Annotated in this window: 16 protein-coding genes, 1 pseudogene and 2 riboswitches; of the genes and pseudogenes, 10 read left to right on the top strand and 7 right to left on the bottom strand. The window is 69.9% G+C overall.

The features are described 5' to 3' along the window. The first annotated feature begins 25 nt into the window (after nucleotides 1-25). The gene (locus P8934_RS13340; protein WP_133635309.1) at nucleotides 26-529 is read left to right on the top strand and encodes a porin family protein; all 504 of its coding nucleotides are present in this window, start codon (nucleotides 26-28) and stop codon (nucleotides 527-529) included. 93 nt (nucleotides 530-622) lie between these two features. Here the strand turns inward: P8934_RS13340 and thiC are convergent, their stop codons facing one another. The 4 genes from thiC to P8934_RS13320 all read right to left on the bottom strand — a co-directional run bounded on the left by thiC (nucleotide 623) and on the right by P8934_RS13320 (nucleotide 5,130). Continuing rightward, nucleotides 623-2,527 (bottom strand): phosphomethylpyrimidine synthase ThiC, encoded by a 1,905-nt coding sequence (thiC, locus tag P8934_RS13335; RefSeq protein WP_278031474.1) that lies wholly within the window; start codon nucleotides 2,525-2,527, stop codon nucleotides 623-625. Between the two features lie 79 nt (nucleotides 2,528-2,606). Further along, nucleotides 2,607-2,718: riboswitch (TPP riboswitch) on the bottom strand. An 86-nt stretch (nucleotides 2,719-2,804) separates the two neighbouring features. Then, entirely contained in the window at nucleotides 2,805-3,473 is a 669-nt protein-coding gene (gene tenA / locus P8934_RS13330) for a thiaminase II (RefSeq protein WP_278031473.1), read from the bottom strand. A gap of 73 nt (nucleotides 3,474-3,546) precedes the next feature. Beyond that, nucleotides 3,547-3,670, bottom strand: a riboswitch (TPP riboswitch). 61 nt (nucleotides 3,671-3,731) lie between these two features. Continuing rightward, nucleotides 3,732-4,358: a YceI family protein gene (locus tag P8934_RS13325; RefSeq protein ID WP_278031472.1), complete on the bottom strand. Its 627-nt coding sequence runs from the start codon at nucleotides 4,356-4,358 to the stop codon at nucleotides 3,732-3,734. A 16-nt stretch (nucleotides 4,359-4,374) separates the two neighbouring features. After that, entirely contained in the window at nucleotides 4,375-5,130 is a 756-nt protein-coding gene (locus P8934_RS13320) for a CDP-alcohol phosphatidyltransferase family protein (RefSeq protein WP_278031471.1), read from the bottom strand. A 200-nt stretch (nucleotides 5,131-5,330) separates the two neighbouring features. Here P8934_RS13320 and P8934_RS13315 point away from each other — a divergent pair, with 200 nt between their 5' ends. The 5 genes and pseudogenes from P8934_RS13315 to P8934_RS13295 all read left to right on the top strand — a co-directional run. Further along, nucleotides 5,331-6,317 carry a zinc-binding alcohol dehydrogenase gene (locus P8934_RS13315; protein WP_278031470.1) on the top strand — a complete coding sequence of 329 codons (987 nt, stop codon included), beginning with the start codon at nucleotides 5,331-5,333 and terminating at the stop codon, nucleotides 6,315-6,317. A 17-nt stretch (nucleotides 6,318-6,334) separates the two neighbouring features. Next, nucleotides 6,335-6,733, top strand: coding sequence for a 6-carboxytetrahydropterin synthase (locus P8934_RS13310; protein WP_278031469.1), 399 nt, complete (start codon nucleotides 6,335-6,337; stop codon nucleotides 6,731-6,733). Beyond that, nucleotides 6,733-7,857 (top strand): glycosyltransferase family 4 protein, encoded by a 1,125-nt coding sequence (locus P8934_RS13305; protein WP_278031468.1) that lies wholly within the window; start codon nucleotides 6,733-6,735, stop codon nucleotides 7,855-7,857. Before P8934_RS13310 ends, P8934_RS13305 begins: the two co-directional genes overlap by 1 nt. Next, entirely contained in the window at nucleotides 7,854-8,729 is an 876-nt protein-coding gene (locus P8934_RS13300; protein ID WP_278031467.1) for a hypothetical protein, read from the top strand. Before P8934_RS13305 ends, P8934_RS13300 begins: the two co-directional genes overlap by 4 nt. Before the next feature lie 2 nt (nucleotides 8,730-8,731). Beyond that, nucleotides 8,732-9,601 (top strand): annotated as a pseudogene (locus tag P8934_RS13295) (lysylphosphatidylglycerol synthase transmembrane domain-containing protein); the annotation flags it as partial. Between the two features lie 87 nt (nucleotides 9,602-9,688). Here P8934_RS13295 and P8934_RS13290 read toward each other — a convergent pair. Continuing rightward, nucleotides 9,689-10,336: a RibD family protein gene (locus P8934_RS13290; RefSeq protein WP_278034042.1), complete on the bottom strand. Its 648-nt coding sequence runs from the start codon at nucleotides 10,334-10,336 to the stop codon at nucleotides 9,689-9,691. A 262-nt stretch (nucleotides 10,337-10,598) separates the two neighbouring features. Here P8934_RS13290 and ribA point away from each other — a divergent pair, with 262 nt between their 5' ends. Then, entirely contained in the window at nucleotides 10,599-11,741 is a 1,143-nt protein-coding gene (gene ribA, locus P8934_RS13285) for a GTP cyclohydrolase II RibA (protein ID WP_278031466.1), read from the top strand. Between the two features lie 21 nt (nucleotides 11,742-11,762). Here the strand turns inward: ribA and P8934_RS13280 are convergent, their stop codons facing one another. Then, nucleotides 11,763-12,578 (bottom strand): creatininase family protein, encoded by an 816-nt coding sequence (locus tag P8934_RS13280; protein WP_278031465.1) that lies wholly within the window; start codon nucleotides 12,576-12,578, stop codon nucleotides 11,763-11,765. Continuing rightward, nucleotides 12,575-13,399, bottom strand: a complete 825-nt coding sequence (locus tag P8934_RS13275; protein ID WP_278031464.1) for an FkbM family methyltransferase — start codon at nucleotides 13,397-13,399, stop codon at nucleotides 12,575-12,577. The genes P8934_RS13280 and P8934_RS13275 overlap by 4 nt, the downstream gene beginning before the upstream one ends. A gap of 203 nt (nucleotides 13,400-13,602) precedes the next feature. Here P8934_RS13275 and P8934_RS13270 point away from each other — a divergent pair, with 203 nt between their 5' ends. From P8934_RS13270 to P8934_RS13260, 3 genes are read left to right on the top strand one after another with little or no spacing between them, the layout of a single operon-like run. Continuing rightward, a complete protein-coding gene (locus P8934_RS13270; protein WP_278031463.1) occupies nucleotides 13,603-15,240 on the top strand; it encodes a sulfatase-like hydrolase/transferase in 1,638 nt (545 codons plus the stop codon). 29 nt (nucleotides 15,241-15,269) lie between these two features. Continuing rightward, complete coding sequence (locus tag P8934_RS13265) at nucleotides 15,270-15,860, top strand: YceI family protein (RefSeq protein ID WP_278031462.1); 591 nt, start codon at nucleotides 15,270-15,272, stop codon at nucleotides 15,858-15,860. A gap of 20 nt (nucleotides 15,861-15,880) precedes the next feature. Then, nucleotides 15,881-17,287: a mannose-1-phosphate guanylyltransferase/mannose-6-phosphate isomerase gene (locus P8934_RS13260; RefSeq protein WP_278031461.1), complete on the top strand. Its 1,407-nt coding sequence runs from the start codon at nucleotides 15,881-15,883 to the stop codon at nucleotides 17,285-17,287. The last annotated feature ends 46 nt before the right edge of the window (nucleotides 17,288-17,333 follow it).

Genomic DNA, 17,333 nt, shown 5'->3' with positions numbered 1-17,333 from the left:
CTGTTTCCTAACTGGGAGGTTCACCATGAAGACCATCACGATTTCCGCCGTTTCCGCCGCTTTGCTGCTGGCCGGGGCCACTGCCCATGCCCAGGGCAGCCCGATGAACTACCAGCCGAGCCCGTACCTCGGTGGCGACGTCATGTTCTGGGAGCTCGACCCCGACGGACGTGGCAACTTCGACAGCACCGGCCTGCGCCTGCGCGGTGGCGTGGCATTCAACGACTATTTCGGTCTCGAGGGCCATCTCGGTACCGGCGGCTCCGACGGCCCGGCCGAGCTGGATTACCTGGCCGGCGCCTATGCCAAGGGGGTCCTGCCGATCGCCCCGGAATTCCGCCTCTATGGCCTGGCGGGTTTCACCGAGGTGGACTTCGACGCGGATACCGAGAGCGGCTTCTCCTACGGCGCCGGCGGTGAGTTCGACGTGACGCATAACCTCGCCGTGGGCGCCGACTACATGCGCTACCTGGATGAGTCGAACTACACCTTCGACGCCGCCAGCGTCGGGGTGACGTTCCGCTTCTGATCTGACGGCGGGTCCCACACCGCTAGACCATGCAACGCGCCCCCGCCGTGAGACCGGCGGGGGCGCGTTGCATGGTGGGTGGGCCGGCGGCGGTCAGACCTCCCGGTAGAGCTCCGCCCCCTGTTCCCGGAACTTCTCGGCCTGTTCCTCCATGCCCTGCATCACGGCGTCACGGTCGCCATCGAGGCCCTTGTCCTTGGCCCTGCCCTTGAAGACCGAATCGCGGACCTCCTGGCTGATCTTCATCGAGCAGAACTTCGGCCCACACATGGAGCAGAAGTGCGCCACCTTGGCCGAGTCCTTGGGCAGGGTTTCGTCGTGGTACTCGCGGGCGGTGTCCGGGTCGAGCCCCAGGTTGAACTGGTCCTCCCAGCGGAACTCGAAGCGCGCCTTGGAGAGGGCGTTGTCACGGCGCTGGGCTGCCGGATGACCCTTGGCCAGGTCCGCGGCGTGGGCGGCGATCTTGTAGGTGATGATGCCGGTCTTGACGTCGTCCTTGTTGGGCAGCCCCAGGTGCTCCTTGGGCGTGACGTAGCAGAGCATGGCGCAGCCGTACCAGCCGATCATCGCCGCGCCGATGCCGGAGGTGATGTGGTCATAGCCCGGGGCGATGTCGGTGGTCAGCGGCCCCAGGGTGTAGAAGGGCGCCTCGTCGCACTCGGCGAGCTGCTTGTCCATGTTCTCCTTGATCAGGTGCATGGGCACGTGGCCCGGCCCCTCGATCATCACCTGGACGTCGTGCTGCCAGGCGATCCTGGTCAGCTCGCCCAGGGTCTCGAGTTCGGCGAACTGGGCCGCGTCGTTGGCGTCGGCCACCGAGCCCGGGCGCAGGCCGTCGCCCAGCGAGAAGGCCACGTCGTAGCGCTGGCAGATCTCGCAGATCTCCTCGAAGTGGGTGTAGAGGAAGCTCTCCCGGTGATGGAAGAGGCACCACTTGGCCATGATCGAGCCGCCCCGGGAGACGATGCCGGTGACCCGCTTGGCGGTCAGCGGCACATAGCGCAGCAGCACGCCGGCATGGATGGTGAAGTAGTCCACGCCCTGCTCGGCCTGCTCGATCAGGGTGTCGCGGAACACCTCCCAGGTCAGGTCCTCGGCGACGCCGTTCACCTTCTCCAGCGCCTGGTAGATCGGCACGGTGCCGATCGGCACCGGGGCGTTGCGAATGATCCACTCGCGGGTCTCGTGGATGTTCTGCCCGGTGGAGAGGTCCATGACGGTGTCCGAGCCCCAGCGGATGCCCCAGGTCATCTTGTCGACCTCGTCCTCGATGGAGGAGGTCACCGCCGAGTTGCCCAGGTTGCCGTTGATCTTCACCAGGAAATTGCGGCCGATGATCATCGGCTCGGATTCCGGGTGGTTGATGTTGCAGGGGATGATGGCCCGGCCGGCTGCCACTTCCTGGCGGACGAACTCCGGGGTGATTTCCTCGGGGAGCTTGGCGCCGAAGCCCTGGCCCGGGTGCTGGTGGCCGAGGATACGCTCGACCTCCTCGGTTCCCAGGGCTTGTCGACGCTGATTTTCCCGGATGGCGATAAATTCCATCTCCGGGGTGATGATCCCCTGGCGGGCATAATGGAGCTGGGTGACGTTGTGGCCCTCCTTGGCGCGCCGCGGCGAGCGGGTCAGGTCGAAGCGCAACTGGGCGAGCGTGGGGTCATTGGCGCGGCGCCGGCCGTACTCGGAGCTGGGCCCATCGAGGAACTCGGTGTCGTCGCGCGCCTCGATCCAGGCGCGGCGCAGCTCGGGCAGGCCCTTTCGCAGGTCGACCTCGGCATCCGGGTCGGTGTAGGGGCCGGAGGTGTCGTAGACCAGCAGCGGCGGGTTCTGCTCATCGGCGCCGGAGGTCCTGGTGGGCGAGAGCGATATCTCGCGGAAGGGCACGCGGATGTCCGGGCGCGAGCCCTCGACGTAGACCTTGCGCGAGCCGGGCAACGGCTGGACGGCGGCCGCGTCGACGCGGGCGGTCTCGGCGAGGAAGTGGGCGGTCTTGCTCATGGTGTTCTCCCTTGGATTGTCGGGGTCTTGTCAGGGAGGACACAGGCGGGAAGGACAGGGGCTGCGGCGTCAGGGGGCACACGGCCTGTCGCTTGATCCCTACGCTGGTCCTAGCCAGTTCAGGTTCAACGGGATCCATGCTCGAATGCGCATGATCTCAGCCGTCTTCAACGGCACCCCGTCAAGCGAGTGGTCGGGCGACCTTTCGGTCACCAGTGTGGTGCTGCCCGCTGGCATGACCAGATCCAGCGGGCGGGTGGCAATGGGGGCCAGTGCCTCAGCTGGCGAGCTCCAGCCCCATCTGCCAGAAGTCGATCTCCAGTCGCGTGGCATCGCGGAACACGCTGCAGAGCTCCGCGAAGCGGCGCGGTGTCACCTCCGCCAGGCGGGTATCGAGCCACTCGAGCTCGGCATGCATGGCGGCCTGGAAGTCGTCGCTCTCGTACATGGCGATCCAGGCGTCATAGGGGTTGGCGTCGCCTCGCACGGTGAAGGACTGGGCATTCAACCAGTTGGCGATCTCGCCGTAGCCCACCAGGCAGGGGGCCAGCGCCACGTGCAGGTCGAGCAGGTCGCCGCGGTGGCCGGTGTCGAGCACGTAGCGGGTGTAGGCGAGGGTCGCGCGGGCCTCGGGCAGGGCGGCGAGGTCGGCCTCGCTGATGCCCCATTCCCGGCAGTAGCCCACGTGCAGGTCGAGCTCCACGTCGAGGATCGCCCTGAGCCCCTCGTGGGCCTGGCGCAGGTCCTCCAGGGTGCGACTCTTGTAGCCGGCCAGCGCATAGGCGCGGGCGAAGTGTATCAGGAAGAGGTAGTCCTGCTGCAGGTAGTGGCGGAAGGCGCGCTCGTCGAGGGTGGCGTCGCCCAGGCCGCATACGAACGGGTGCTCGATATAGGCGCGCCAGTCGTCCTGGCAGGCGGTGGTGAGATCACTGAAGCGGTAGCCCATCTTGCCTCCGGTAGCGGTATCGATCCGGAGCATGGGCGAGGGAGGGGTGGCCGGACAGCGGCGCCGAGTCGGCGCTGGCTCACCGCTTGATTCCTACGCCGGTATGAGCCGGATCAGGTTCCACGGGACCAGCGCTCGGCGTCTCTCGACACCCTGCGCCATCTCAGCCGGATTCACCGGCACCCCGTCAAGCGTCGGGCCAGTCTAGCAGGCTGGCCGTGTCTTGCCAGCCCGCCTATTTCTTCCTGGCGGGATCGGCTATTGCCTGATCGCCTCCAGCTCGAGGATCAGTTCCACCTCGTCGCCGACCAGGCCGTTGTCGACCCCGTAGGTCATCCCCCAGTCGCTGCGGTTGATGGTCGTGCGTGCCGACAGTCCCAGGGTGTGCTGCCCGTGGCCGAAGGGATAGGCCTCGGCCTTGTTGAGCGTGACCGCCAGGGTCACGGGGCGGGTCTCGCCGAGCAGGGTCAACTCGCCTTCCAGGATGCCCTCGCTGTCGCTGTGTGCCTCGAAGCCGGTGGCCTCGAAGACGATCGTCGCGTGACGGCTGGCGTCGAGGAAGTCGCCGCTGCGCAGGTGGTTGTCGCGCTCCTCGTGATTGGTGAACACGCTGTCGGTGGCGATCTCGACCGTTCCGGAGTGCAGCTGTCGAGTCTGCTCGTCGTAGACGAACTCGCCCTGGCCCTCCAGGAACATGCCGAGCGTGTCCGCGTAGCCGACGTGTTCGGTCAGAAAGCCGATGGAGAAGTGCTCGGGGTCGATCTCGTAGGTGCGTGGCTCGGCACTGGCGCTCTGCGTCGAGAGCATGCCCAGCGCCAGGGCAAGCCCCGTGGCGAGCGTCAGGGAGGCGCGTGGGGCCGGGGTGTGAGGATGAGACACAGGCATCAGGGTGTCCTTCGGTTCATGAGTGGCTGCCGGCTCGATAGTCCTCTGGAGGTCTTGCCGCGGCATGGCGATACAGCCAGCGGATATCGACGAGGAACGACCAGGTCAGGCCGAACAGTGCGCTACCTGCCAGCCAGGTCGTCGCGGTGGCACCGACGGCGGGCAGCAGGGCGATCATCAGCGCGGTCACCTGCCAGACGCAGACGGCCTTGCGGCGACGACTCTCCGGCAGGGCAGCGGTCAGCCAGGAGAGCTTGAGCCCGGCGATAACGAAAGCGTAGCGCATGGCCCCGATGGCCAACACCCAGGGACCGACCTTGCCGAGCGACAGCAGTGCCAGGCAGAGCACCAGGATCAGGAAGGCATCGAGCTCCATGTCGAAGCGTGCTCCGAAATCGCTCTGGGTCGCGGTGCGGCGCGCGACGGCGCCATCCACCCCGTCCAGCACCAGCGCCAGCAGGGCCAGGGCGGCGAGGGGAACGGCGTATTGCGTCAGCAGGCCCGGATCGGCCAGGGTGCCGGCCAGCAGGGCGATCAGCGTCCCGCGCCACAGCGTGATGCGGTTGGCCAGGCCCAGTCCTCCCCAGTGGCGGGGCACGCCTGTCAGGATCAGCCCGGCCATGACCAGGTAGGCGACGGCCGCCAGCAGGGGCACCCATGGGCTTGCGCCGAGCCATGACCACAGCAGTGCCGTCGCGGCCAGCAGGCCCAGGGCGCCTGCCCCAAGGTCACGGGCGATCGGGAGGGGCTGGCCTCCGGCGCCCCTCGTCATGCCCAATGGCGGTTGTCCTGGCATGATGCGGTGTTCGATTGACAGTGTTGCATTGTGCATCCCAATATTGATGTATCAATATTGTAGAAGAATGAGCGTGCCGCCAACAGCGTTGTCATACCGGGCCGAGGGTCACGATGTTGCCCACTGCCTCGTCACGGCCCTTACTGACGGCTGATACTCACGATACGGATCCTGCCATGTCCCATGCTACCGCTACCGCCTTCTGGACGCTGGCCCCGGGCCAGGGCGCCCTGCGACAGGCGCCAGTGGCCATGCCAGGCCAAGGCGAGGTAGCCGTTCGAACCCTCTACAGCGGCATCAGTCGCGGTACCGAATCGCTGGTCTTCGAGGGCCGGGTGCCGCAAAGCGAGTGGCAACGCATGCGGGCGCCCTTCCAGGAGGGCGACTTCCCTGGCCCGGTCAAGTACGGCTATGTCAGCGTCGGCGTCGTGGAGACCGGTGAGCCCTCGCTGGTCGGACGGGAGGTGTTCTGCCTCTATCCGCACCAGGATCGCTACGTGGTGCCGGTGGCCGCCGTGACGCCGTTACCGGACGGCCTGCCAGCGGCGCGTGCCGTGCTGGCGGCCAACATGGAGACGGCCATCAACGGGGTCTGGGACGCGGCCCCCGGGGTGGGCGACCATATCAGCGTGGTCGGCGCCGGTGTGGTCGGCGCCCTGGTGGCCTGGCTTTGCGCAGCGATTCCCGGGACCCGGGTAGAGCTGGTGGACGTGGCCTCGCGCCGCTCGGCGCTGGCCAAGGCCCTGGGGCTCGACTTCTCCCTCCCGGCGGCTGCCCGGCAAGAGAATGACCTGGTGGTCCATGCCAGCGGCAACCCCGAGGGACTGCGCCTGGCACTGGCGCTGGCCGGTGACGAGGCGCGGGTGGTGGAGATGAGCTGGTTCGGCAGTGGTGAGGTGACCCTGCCCCTGGGCGAGGCCTTCCACTCGCGTCGCCTGACCCTGCAGGCCAGCCAGGTCGGGCACATGGCGGCCGGCCGCACGACACGCTGGGATTTCCGCCGTCGCCTGGCGCTGGCCCTGGACCTACTGCGCGCGCCCTGCCTCGACGCCTTGATCAGCGGCGAGAGCGACTTCCGGGAGCTGCCGGCATTGATGCCCCGCCTGGCCGCTGGCGAGGGCGACGTGCTCTGCCATCGACTGCGTTATCCCACCCCTTCCTGACGCGAGGTGCCTGCCGCATGTACCGCCTGAACGTACGCGACCATTTCATGATCGCCCACAGCTTCCGGGGCGAGGTCTTCGGTCCCGCCCAGCGCACGCACGGTGCCACCTATGTGGTCGACGTGACCTTCCAGCGCCGCGAACTCGATGATGACGGCCTGGTCGTGGACATCGGCCTGGCCGGTGAAGCCCTCAAGCGGGTGCTCGCCGAGTTCAATTTCCACAACCTCGATGAGGTGGAGGAGTTCCAGGGCCGCAACACCACCACCGAGTTCATGGCGCGGGTCATCTTCGAGCGACTCGCCACGGCCATACAGCTCGGTCACCTCAGCGAGGCCGCCATGGGGCTCGAGTCCCTCTGCGTGACGCTGCATGAATCGCATGTCGCCTGGGCCAGCTATGAGGGCGAGCTTTGATGTCTCGGGACGCGATGCCCGAGCTGACCCTGATCGTCGCCGGTGATCCCGACCAGTGGACCGGAGGCTATATCTACGATGCCCGCATGGTGGCGGAACTGCGCAGCCAGGCGTGGCGGGTCGAGGTGGTGGGGCTCGAGGGGCGCTTTCCGCTGGCCGACCAGCAGGCACGCCACAGCCTGGCACAGGTCCTGGCGAGGCTGCCCGACAATGCCCGCGTGGTCATCGATGGCCTGGCCATGGGCGGACTGCCCGAGGAGGTCGAGCGGCATGCCGAGCGTCTGCGGATCATCGCCCTCGTCCATCACCCCCTGGCCGACGAGACTGGACTCGACCCCGCCCAGCAGAGGGCGTTTCGCGACAGCGAGGCTCGGGCGCTGACCGCGGCCCGCCGGGTGGTTGTCACCAGCCACCACACCGCACGTGCCCTGCGGGATTACGGCGTCCCCGATGGCCGACTCCGGGTGGCCGAGCCCGGCGTCGAGCCGGCCCCGCTTGCGGCCAGCGCCCTGGACGACAGGGTAGCGACGCCTCCCTGGCGGCTGCTCTGCGTGGCGACCCTGACGCCCCGCAAGGGGCATGACGGCCTGCTGAAGGCGCTGGCTGGGCTGCAGGACCGCGACTGGACCCTCGAGGTCATCGGCAGCCACTCGCGAGACCCCGCCCATGCCACCCGCCTGCTCGAGATCACGCGTCGGCATGGCCTGACCTCGCGCATCGTCTGGGCCGGTGAGCGGGATGCCGCGGAACTGGCAGCGGCCTACCACCGGGCCGACCTCTTCGTGTTGCCCTCCCTCTACGAGGGCTACGGCATGGTCGTGACCGAGGCACTGTCCCGGGGTCTGCCGGTGATCACCACCACCGGTGGCGCCCTGGCCGATACCCTGCCCCCCGAGGCGGGCATCGCCGTGCCCCCTGGTGATGCCCGCGCCCTGCGCGAGGCGCTGCGCCGCTGGATGGACGACCCCGAGGTCAGGTGCCGCCTGCGCCGCGGTGCCGTTCGGGCCAGGCAGGGGCTGGTGGATTGGCAACGGGCGGGGCAAGCGTTCATGGCCGCCCTGGAAGCCCCTCCCGAGGCGCCGATCGGCGACCTGGCCCGCCCCGAGCGGGGGCTGTCCTCATGAGTGCCTCCACCTCCCACGACCTCTTCTCCGCGTCGTGGCTGGCGTTGCGGGAGGGGTTGGATGGCCGGTCGCGCAGCCATCGCCTGACAGGGCTCGCCACAGAGTGGCTGAAAGCACGCCCCGCCCCCCATGGCATCGTCGATCTGGGCAGCGGCAGCGGCAGCAACCTGTGCTTCCTGGCCTCACGCCTGCCAGGCCCCCAGCGCTGGCGGCTGGTCGATCACGATGCTGGCCTGCTGTCCCATGCCCGCCGGCGAGGTGGTCGGCTGCGCGACCGCGCCGGCGCCCCGGTCGCCCTGACGACCCGCTGCCGTGGCCTCTCGCCGATCGATGGGGCGCTGCTCGCCGAGGCCGACCTGGTGGTCGCCTCGGCGCTGTTCGACCTGATGCCCCGTGCCTGGGTGGAATCGCTGGTGGCGGCCTGCGCGGCCCGTGGCCAGGCGCTGCTGCTGACCCTCAGCGTGGACGGCGACTGGGCCTTCCTGGACCGCCAGGGCGTGCGCGTCGAGGATCACGAGGACATCGCCGTGCGCACCCTCTTCCAGGCCCATCAGTGCCGCGACAAGGGCCTGGGGCCCGCGCTGGGCGGCGAGGCGCCCGCGGTGCTGGCCAGCACCCTGGCAGGCGCCGGTTTCCGGGTAGAGAGCGATGCCAGCCCGTGGCACCTGGCGGCCGGGGACGCCACCCAGCAACCTCTGGCCGAGGCCCTGGTGACCGGCTGGCACGATGCCGCCCTCGAGCAGGCGCCGTTGGAGGCGACGCGCCTCGGCGCCTGGCGAGACCGCCGCCTGGCGGCCATCTGCGCCGGGGAGCTGGGCGTGACGGTGGGGCATCGCGACCTCTTCGCCCGGCCGGCGGCGGGTCGAGGGTGACCATGATGCTGGCTCGACCCTCCCGCCTGTGGCGGCCACTGGCCAGCCTGCTGCTGCTGGGCGGGCTCTGGGTGTGGCTCGAGCCGGGGGAGGTGATCGATGCGGTCGGTCCCCTGGCGCCGGGCTGGATCCTGCTGGCGTTGGCCCTGACGCTGCCCCAGGTGCTGCTTTCCGCCTGGCGATGGCGGCTGACCGCGTGCCGTCTCGGCCTGTCGCTGGGCTGGGGGCGGGCGCTTCGGGAGTACTACCTGGCCCTGTTCCTCAACCAGGTGCTGCCCGGCGGGGTGGCGGGGGATGCCGCCCGGGCCTGGCGGCACTCCCGGGCCAGCGGACGCCGGGGCAGCGCCTGGCGGGCGGTGATCATCGAACGCGCCTCCGGCCAGCTGGCCCTGCTGCTGCTGACCCTGCTGGTGGTGGCCCTGTCGCCGTGGTGGCAGGGGCTGCTCGGCGAGGCGCTGGCCGGGCTTTCCTCGCCGGGCTGGCTGGTGGTCGCCGCGCTGCTGGCCGTGCTCGGTGTGCCGATGACGCGCCGTCTCCTGCGCCAGCCACCGGCGGCACTGGCCGGGCTGGGGGGAGACCTGCGGCGCAGCCTGCTGGCGTCCTCTGTCTGGCCACGGCAGCTTGCCGGCTCCCTGCTGCTGGTCTTGAGCTACGTCCTGGTGTTCGTCTGTGCGGCCCGGGCGATCGGGGTCACGCTGCCCCTGGGGACGTTGCTGTCGCTGGTGCCCCCGGTCCTGATGGCGATGTTGATTCCGCTATCGCTGGCGGGCTGGGGGGTTCGCGAGGGGGCAGCGGCGCTGGTCTGGGGACTGGCCGGCCTGCCACCGGCCGAGGGGGTGGCGGTCTCCCTGGCCTATGGCCTGCTGGTGCTGCTGGCGAGCTTGCCTGGCGCGCTGTGTCTGCCGGGTCTGCTCCGCCGCCGCGCCGGTGGCGTGCCGTCGGGTTCGGTTCCCGAGGGATCAGGACCGGGTGAGGTCGAGGTCGAAGAGGGTGTCGTCCCCGCAGCGGAAGGTCCGCGCGGCGGGGCGACGCGCCTGCTCCAGGGTGGCAATGGGCGACATGGCCAGTCCCGGCCGGCCGGAACCGATCAGCAGTGGGGCCACCAGCAGGTGCAGGCGGTCGAGCACGCCGGCCTCCAGGAACCTCGACACCGTGATGCCGCCGCCCTCGATCAGCACGCGCCTGAGCCCCCGGGCGGCAAGCGCATCGAGCACGGCTGCGGGGGCGAAGCCCTCGCTGTCCAACGGCAGCCGCAGGCGGGTGACATGAGCGGCCGCTGCAGGGGCGATGTCGGCTTGCTCGCCGACCAGGTGGAGGCAGGGGGCCTGGCCCTCGCGCAGCAGGCGCAGCGTCGCCGGCACTCGGCCGCGGGGGTCGAGGATCACCCGCACCGGCTGGCGCCCGCTGACATGGCGCACCGTGAGCAGGGGGTCGTCCTCGCAGGCGGTGCCAGCGCCGACCACCACGGCATCCACCAGGGCCCTCAGCCGGTGCAGGTGCATCAGGCTCTCGGGACCATTGATGTAGTGGGAGTGTCCGCTCTCGGTGGCAATGCGCCCATCCAGACTCTGGCCGAGCTGGGCCAGGGCCAGGCGGCCGGGGTGCATCGCCAGCGGGGCCAGGTTGTCGAGCAGTTCCTGGGCCGCCTCGCTGGACGGGATATCCGACGTCCAGCCGCTGGCCGTCAGGTGAAGCGGGCCGTCCCGATGCACCGGCGCTGCGCTGCGGGTCACGGTCTCGCGGGCGCGGCAGAGGGCCTGCCAGGCCGTCTCGTGGTCCAGGGTCGGGGGCATGAGAGCTCCGGGCCAGGGGAAAGACTTCATCATGCGCAGTCCGCCTCGGCGGGACAAGGCGTGCAAGGAGGGCACCATGCATCAGGTTGAACGGGCCATCTTCGATCTGCGACGGGGGCTGCCGGTGGTCGTCATCGCCGGCGACACTCGCGTGCTGGTCCAGGCCATCGAGGGGGCGAGTGAGGCGACGGTCTCGGGGTTGGCCGGTCATGCGGGCGGCACGCCCGCGCTGGTCCTGAGCCGCCACCGCCTGGCGATTCTGGGTGAGCCGGAGGCCCGAGGCGCGGCCCGTCTGCCACTGCCCGAGGGGACCGGCCGGCGGCGGCTGGTCGACCTGGCCTTCGGCATCGCGCCGGAGGTGGCGATGGAACGGGAGGCGCTGGCCGGCTGGCGCCGGTCGCTGGAGCCCGCCCAGGCGGCCGACCGGGCGGCCCTGGCGCTGATGCGTCGGGCGCTGCTGATTCCGGCCGCGCTGGTGGCCCGGGTCAGTGAGGCGCAGCGGTCGGCCGTGGAGGCCCGGGTGGCGGAGGGCACCTGGCTCGCGGTCGGGGCGGAGCAGGCCGAGCTCTGCCTTGAGGGGAGCGTCGGCATGCTCCAGCGCGTCAGCGAGGCGCAGATTCCCCTGGCGGATGCCTCCGACTGCCGCTTCATCCTGTTTCGTGAACCCGACGGCCTGCGCGAGCACGTGGCGGTGGTGATCGGCGAGCCCCGCAGCGGCGATGCGGCGGTGCCGCTGCGCCTGCATTCTGCCTGCCTGACCGGCGATCTCTTCGGCAGCCTGCGCTGCGACTGCGGTGAGCAGCTGCGCAATGCCGTGGCCGATATCCAGGCGCTGGGCGGCGGCGTGCTGCTCTACCTGGCCCAGGAGGGGCGTGGCATCGGGCTGGCCAACAAGCTGCGGGCCTATACCCTCCAGGACAGCGGCCTGGACACCCTGGACGCCGACCAGATCCTGGGCTTCGGCGAGGACGAGCGGCGCTATGGGGTCGCGGTGGACATGCTGGACGCCCTGGGCATCCGTCGCGTGCAGCTGCTGACCAACAACCCGGGCAAGATGGCAGCCCTGGCCGAGGGCGGTATCGAGGTGGTCGAGCGCCAGGCGCTCTATGGCAGCCTCAACGATCACAATCGGCGCTACCTCAGCGCCAAGTCGGAACGCGCCGGCCACCTGCTCGATGCCGTATTCGACGGCGATCAGGGGCCGACCGCCCGGTCGTGAGGGAGCTCAGAGCGACGAACGCTAGCGACGGCGGAAGGTATCGACCGCCATGTCCCGGGTCTCGCGCAGGATGCGGGCGATTCGCTTGCCGTAGTGGGCCACCAGCCGCTGGCCGAGCTCGGCCGTGGCGAGGCGGGCATTGCCTACCACCCCCGCGGGATGCAGGTCCTCGGCCAGCCAGGCGAAGGCGGCCTCTCCCTCCGGGTCCAGCAGCAGTCCCTGCTCCGCCATGGCCTCGCCCCTCGAGGGCGGGTGGTCCAGCTGGTCGAGGCGCACCTTGTCCGGGGCCAGGTGGCGCATCATGGCGGTTTCCAGCGCGCCCCCGTGGAGCCCGTGGCGCAGCTCCTCGGCAGGCAGTCCGCCGGCGGGCAGGGTGCCCGGCGGCGGCATTCGCGTGTAGTGGACCTTGACCACCAGCATGCCGTGCCGGCGGCGCAGCCGCAGGGCGGCCAGGTCCATCACGGCCTTGTTGCCGCCATGGCTGTTGATCAGCACCAGCCGCTGCAGCCCGGCCCGAGCCACGGCGTCGCCATGAGCCTCCAGGGTGGCGATGGCAAGCTCCGGTGGCAGGCTGAGGGTCCCGGGGAAGCTCAGGTGCTCGTCGCTGGCCCCCACCGCCATCGGCGGCAGGATCACCAGGGGGAAGCGCTCGGGCAGGTGGGTCAGGGCCTCCTGCAGAAGCCCCTCACCGATATCGAGGTCGGTGGAGAGTGGCAGGTGGGCGCCGTGCTGCTCGATGGCGCCCACTGCCATCACCGCTACGGTCGTGCGCGGCAGGGTCGATATCTCGAGGCTGGTGAGATCCTGCCAGCGGGGACAGGGGGGAAGATCACTCATGGGCCAGTGCGCTCCGTGTCGTGTCGATCATCGGTATGCCGTGCGTAGAGGTCGCCCGAGGCCAGGCCGTCGGCGCCCTCGGCCAGCCACTCACGCGTGGCCGCCGCCGAGCGCCACATCGTCCACGCGAAACGTCGACCCTCGCCGGCGATGGCGTTGAAGCGATAGTCGCCCAGCCCGGCCAGCCGCACCACGCAGCGGTCGGCCACGTCCAGGGCACCGGCGACGAACTCTACCGAGATCCCCTCGATGGGCCGGGTCAGCCCGGCCAGGACCTCGGCCTCGAAGCCCTCCACGTCGATCTTGCAGAAGCGCGGCAGCCCATGCTCGGCGATCAGCCTGTCGAGGGTGGTCACGGGGACGCGCTGGCGGCCTTCCCAGCGTACCTTGCGAAAGCCGGGGTTGCGTTCGCCGATTGCCCGGCGCCACTCATGGGCCAGGGTGGAGACGGTCGGTGTCGCCTCGCTCACCGCCAGCTCGGCCTCCCCGGGAGCCGCCCCGGCGGCGCTGGGCAGCAGGGTGACCCCTCGGCGCCGTCCCACCAGGCGCGTCAGCCAGGGAAAGAGGGCCGGCTGGGGCTCCAGCGCGACGACCCTGGCGCCCAGCCCCTGGAAGGCGGCGGTGCGATCGCCGAGATGCGCGCCGATGTCGAACGCCAGGTCGCCGGGCCCGACGAAGTCGGCATAGAGTCGCTTCAGGGCTCGCTGGCGTCCCGGCCGCCAGTAGATGACCAGCGAGCGCGCCAGTCCCAGGCGGCGTGACACTCGACGGGTCGCCGCAACCAGCGGCGCGGGCATGCCAGGGCCTACGGTGTGCTTCATTCGCGCTCCCTCCTGGTCGCAGGCGTGATCCCCGCGATGAGCAGGCTGGTGGCCAGCCACCCTGATGGGGACATGGCATGATCCTCCTTGAATTGCATCTCCCGTCGAGGTCACAACAGGATCGGTGGCAAGTTGCAATGATGTCTTTATACAAAGATTATACAATGAGAGTTTGGTGGTCCATCTAACCCGGGTGATTGCCCATGCCGTTTCGCCCCCGCCTCCGCTGGTTCCTGGCCCTTGCGCTGCTCAATGGCGTGTTGCTGGCGCCAGTGTGGCTGTTGTACGGCGAGCTGACATCCCGCTGGATTGCGCTGGAGGCCATCCTGCTGGCGGGGTTGCTGTCGCTGCTGCCGTCGGCTGGCCGGCTTGCCGGGCTTCGTTGGCTGCTGGTGGCACTGATCCTGGGGTTCCTGCTGGTCGGCCTCGGTGACGTGGCGACCCATCTGGCGTTCGGGCGCTCCCTGAACCTCTACCTGGACCTTCCCCTGCTGCGTTCCGTCTTCCACCTGCTCGAGGGCAATCTGGGGTTTCCGGTGGCAGGCCTGCTAACCCTGCTGGCCATGGTCCTGCTGGCATTGGCGACCTGGCTGCTGGCGAGGGTGGCCGCGAGCCTGCAGGGCACCGCGCGCAGCGGCCTTGCGGCGACCGGTGCCCTGGGGGTGCTGGTGGCAAGCGGCGTGCTGATCGCCATCGAGTTTCCGCAGAGTCGCTTGCTACCGGTGGCGCGCACGCCCTTGCTCGACACCCTGCATTTCCAAGCGCGGCAACTGGTCGAGACGCATCGCGCCCACCGTGACTTTGCCGAGCGGATGGCGGCCGGGGCCGATCCGGTCGCCGCCTTGCCGGGGCTCGCCGGACGCGATGTGGTGCTGGTCTTCGTGGAGTCCTACGGCATATCGGCACTGCTCGATGACCGCTATGCCCGGGTGCTGGGGCCGCGCCTCGATGACATGGCCCAGCGGTTCGCTGCCGCCGACCTGTCGGTGGCGTCCGGCATCCTCGACTCGCCGATCCGAGGCGGCCAGTCCTGGCTGGCCCATGCCACGGCGCTGAGTGGCCTGCGGATCGACAATTCGCTCTGGTACCGGTTGATGCTGGGCAGCGAGCGCACCACCCTGGTGGACGATTTTCGGGCTACCGGCCACCGCACCCTCGCGGTGATGCCGGCCATCACCATGGCCTGGCCGGAGGGTCGCGCCTACGGGTTCGACGAGATTCACGCCGCCGAGGACCTCGACTATGCCGGACCGCCCCTGAACTGGGTGACCATGCCCGACCAGTATACCCTGCACCATTTCCAGGCGCGGATCCGCCAGGACGCCGAGCCGTCGCCGCTCTTCGCCCAGATCGCGCTGATCAGCAGCCATGCGCCCTGGACCCCGATTCTCCCCGTGCTCGATGACTGGGATGCCGTCGGCGATGGCCGCGTCTTCGCACGCTGGGAAGACGCCGGCGAGTCACCCGACGAACTCTGGCAGGACCTGGAACGGGTGCGCGATCACTATGCCAGGTCACTGGACTATGCTCTGGGGGCCAGCATCCACTGGGCCGAGGACTTCGTGGACGACCAGACCCTGGTGATCCTGCTGGGGGATCACCAGGCGGCGCCCCTGATCACCGGCGACAACGCCAGCGGCGGTGTCCCGGTCCACGTGATCAGCGGCGATGCCCGCCTGCTCGACCCCTTCCTCGTGCGGGGCTTCGTGTCCGGTACCCGGCCGCCACGGCTTGAGAGCTATCCCGATGGCGAGCCGCCCGGCCAGGAGGCGCTGCGCGGCTGGCTCCATGAGGCGTTCGGCGCCGAGAACGCGCCGGGTGCCTCTGTCACGACCCCCTGACCGCAGGGCCGGATGGCCCGGGAGGCAAGATGCCACGACCGACTCCGAGGATAGCGCGACCCGCAACGGCAGCCCTGCTGATGGGCCTTGCCGGGCTGATGGCCGTTGCCACGGCCGGGGCCTGGGAACTGGATCGGGAGGCGAGCCGTATCGAGCTGATCGGCACCGCCGATGGCCGCGAGGCGGTGACCCGTGTCGAGGAGTTCGAGGTCGACCTTGAAGGGGATCTGGACCAGCCGGCCGGGGGGAAGCTGGTGCTGACCCTCCAGTCGGACAGCATCACGGGCGGCAACGACATCGTCGACGGCATGCTGCACGGGCGAAACTGGTTCGATGTCGAGACCTACCCCGAGATCGTCTTCCGCAGCACCGAGATCGAGGCACCGGCCGAGGGCGAACTGCGCATCGAGGGTGAGCTCGAGCTGCTGGGCGACACCTATCCGCTGATGGTGCCGGCGAGCTGGACGCGGCAGGGCGAGCGAGTCAGCGTGGACGGCCGCCTGACCCTGGACCGTACCGATTTCGATATGGGACGCGGCGCCTGGCGCACCGAGGGCACGGTGCAGCATGAGGTCCATGTCGACTTCTCCCTCGAACTGCTGGCGCCATCGCGGTCCTGATTCCTGGAGGAGACTTGCCCTTGTTCACCCCCGTGATCCTGGCTGGCGGCAATGGCGTGCGGCTCTGGCCGCTGTCGCGCCGGCAGCGGCCCAAGCAGTTCCTCTCCCTGGAAGGCGAGGGCAGCCTGCTGGCCAACACCCTGGCCCGTCTCGAGGGGCTCGGCATGGCCGCGCCCATCGTCATCTGCCACGAGGCGCACCGCTTCCTCGCCGCCGAGCAGCTCCGCCAGGCGGGTGTCGAGGAGGCGACCCTGCTGCTCGAGCCCGAGGGGCGCGGCACGGCCCCGGCCATCGCGCTGGCCGCCCTGCTGGCGCGCCGCCAGGAGCGCGGGGCGCCGCTGCTGGTCCTGCCGTCGGACCATCACCTGGCAGACGATGAGGCCTTCCGTGCGGCCCTGGGGCCGGCGGCACGGCTGGCCGGCGCGGGCCACCTGGTGACCTTCGGGGTGGTGCCGACCCGTGCCGAAACCGGCTATGGCTATCTCCAGGCCGGTGAGGCGCTGGGCGAGGCGGGCCATGCCGTGGCGCGTTTCGTGGAGAAGCCTGACCTCGCCACCGCCGAGCGCTTCCTGGCGGCCGGCGACCATTTCTGGAACAGCGGCATCTTCGTGCTGCGTCCCGAGGACTACCTGGACGCCCTGGCGGCCATCGCCCCCGCCATCCTGGCCGCCTGTCGGGGCGCCATGGAGGGGGCGGTGATCGACCTCGATTTCCTGCGCCCCGCGGCGCGGGCCTTCCGGGGAAGTCCCGCCGGCTCCATCGACGTGGCGGTGATGGAGCGTACCGATCGAGCGGCCATGGTGCCGCTGGCCGCCGGCTGGAGCGACATCGGCTCCTGGCAGGCCCTCTGGGAGGCACTGCCCCGTGATGCCGACGGCAACGCCCTGCGCGGTGACGTGGTCTGTGAGCAGAGCCGGGGTCTGCTGGTGCATGCCGATTCACGGCTGGTGGCCACCCTGGGGGTAGAGGACCTGGTGATCGTCGAGACCGACGATGCCGTGCTGGTGGCGAAGCGCGCCCAGAGCCAGCAGCTGCGGGGCCTGGTCGAGCGGCTGGAGGCCGAGGGTCGGACAGAAACCCGATCCACCACCACCGTGCATCGCCCCTGGGGCCACTACCAGGCCGTCGACGCCGGGCCGCGCCACCAGGTCAAGCGCATCACGGTGCGCCCGGGTGCGCGGCTCTCCCGGCAGCTCCACCACCACCGGGCCGAGCACTGGGTGGTGGTCAGCGGCACGGCCCGGGTCACCCTGGACGATGAGGTCTTTCTGGTGGGCGAGAACGCCTCGACCTTCATCCCGGTAGGGCGGGTCCACTGCCTGGAGAACCCCGGCCTGATTCCGCTGGAACTGATCGAGGTGCAGTCCGGCAGCTATCTGGGCGAGGACGACATCGTGCGCCTCGATGATTGCTATGGGCGGGAGTAGGTGCCCTCGTCGCCTGGCTCCCCCCTGCCGGGAGTTCGCTGTCTGC

Source organism: Halomonas sp. CKK8 (assembly GCF_029625235.1).
GTDB lineage: Bacteria > Pseudomonadota > Gammaproteobacteria > Pseudomonadales > Halomonadaceae > Halomonas > Halomonas ventosae.
This window is presented reverse-complemented; position numbering and strand designations above follow the sequence as displayed.